The sequence below is a fragment of the Bartonella sp. TT110JLCBS genome (assembly GCF_042193405.1).
Lineage (GTDB): Bacteria > Pseudomonadota > Alphaproteobacteria > Rhizobiales > Rhizobiaceae > Bartonella.
Window position 1 is genome coordinate 1 of sequence record NZ_JBHILT010000083.1, and the last position, 1,780, is coordinate 1,780.

At 31.1% G+C, this 1,780-nt stretch carries 1 pseudogene; it reads left to right on the plus strand.

From position 1 onward, the window contains the following. A pseudogene (locus tag ACFILW_RS09565) lies at positions 1-219 on the plus strand (hypothetical protein); the annotation flags it as partial. Positions 220-1,780 lie beyond the last annotated feature (1,561 nt).

The window sequence follows — 1,780 nt, forward strand, 5'->3', positions numbered from 1 at the left end:
GCCTTGGAAAGGTGTAATCAAGAATTTGACCAAATAACAGGAAGTCCACAGGTAGAGACCCCCTTTTGGTTTACAGAGTCACATTATACAAAAAAACGCAATAAAGTCAATATGTTGTTTGCAATTATTTTATATGAATCCACTCAAGAATCCATCTTTTTATACGTGATTCATTTGACCATTTTTTATATAAGATTGCCATGCATAAATAGACCATAAAAAGCAAATCATGATGTAAGTATTATAACGCATGTGTGTATTCAAATGAAATGAAAAGCCGATATCATTCATAACAGTTCATAAATTTTATGATACGTTTTTATCACAGCACAAATCACATTGTTTTAAATTTAGTCGTTTGAAAATATCGATAACATACGTTTAAAGATCACATCTTGTTTTAAAGATTGGATTGTTAATCACATAAAAGAGCAAATTAACATTCGCCAAAATTGGCGAGCGCAAAATAGAGAGCTGTCATAACAGCATCATCATAACACCGAACATTTTAAAGATTGCATAAAAGGATTTAAAGACAAGATCGATTTTATAACCACGGTATTTTTTTACCGAGGTAGGAAATAAAGGTCATGAAATTCAAAACGCTATATCTCATGAAATGAAAAGGCCTTTTAATGAATAGATTGCAGGCTAGTCTTTAAGAACGGAACTATTCGCTTCCACAAAAAAATGGAGGCAAATAATGCCATGGCAGTAGAATTACTATCTACTTTAGATTTGGTACTAAAAACGTTTTAAAAGTTATAGTTTAAAAATACGAAACCAAAAGAGCTCTTTCCAAATTTGGGGGCAGCTATTAAGACAAAGATAAGCAAACAAACTTCAAAACCATTGTAACATCATAAGGTATGGGTTTTTACTCAATTTTGAGTCAAAAGCTGTAATATTTAAGAATGCTCTATTCTAAGATAACATCCCCAAAATGGACCGGCTAATATTTAAAGAAATTAGGTTTTAATGAAAAGTACAAATACGCTTATGAGAACCTCTTTAAATGCACGTTTAAACGTTTGAAACATAAAATGAGATCTTTATAAGAAACGTTAAAACTTTTTTTTATTACAGTTATAACTTAGTTATCATTTGCTCTTAAGAACGTTTCATTTATGAAAAATGAAGATCTAGATTTCACAGCAGAGCAAAATCTTAAAAACCTTACACTTTATAAAAGCGTTTGTTTATTTATCTTATGAAAAGCTGCTTTGTAAAAACCAACGCTTCCAAATGTAAAAAGAACGTTTTTACAAGACATTCACTTAATATGCATTTGCTTTTGATTGGATTGATAAAGCTACCGAGCATTTTGATTTGTTTGATACGTTTAATAGCCATAACAAGCGTTTATAGGCTCTGTAATTCAAATGAGTTATTAAAGATCATACGCACATTTACGTTTCTTTTGATAAGTTTTCATATCTCTCATAGAGTGCTTGCAATATGATACGTTTTGTATATATGCATTCATTACTCCATTGTGGATGATTCATTTTAATCATTAGAATAGACATTTGAAAGCCGCGTCATATCATTTGGCACGGCTTTTTTTTATGAATGCTATCTTTTATGAGATGTTTATAGCAATGCGTTTTATATGCGTTTATACACCATAAAGAAGGCACGTCCCCCACGCCGTTCTTTATTCTGTTTTATCAGTTATATTGACAACATTATCCCTTTCATACACCTCACAATTTTTTGGAACCAACCTTACTTTGCTTTTTTTATTGATTTTTGCATTGCCATAAGCACGCCCCCAGAT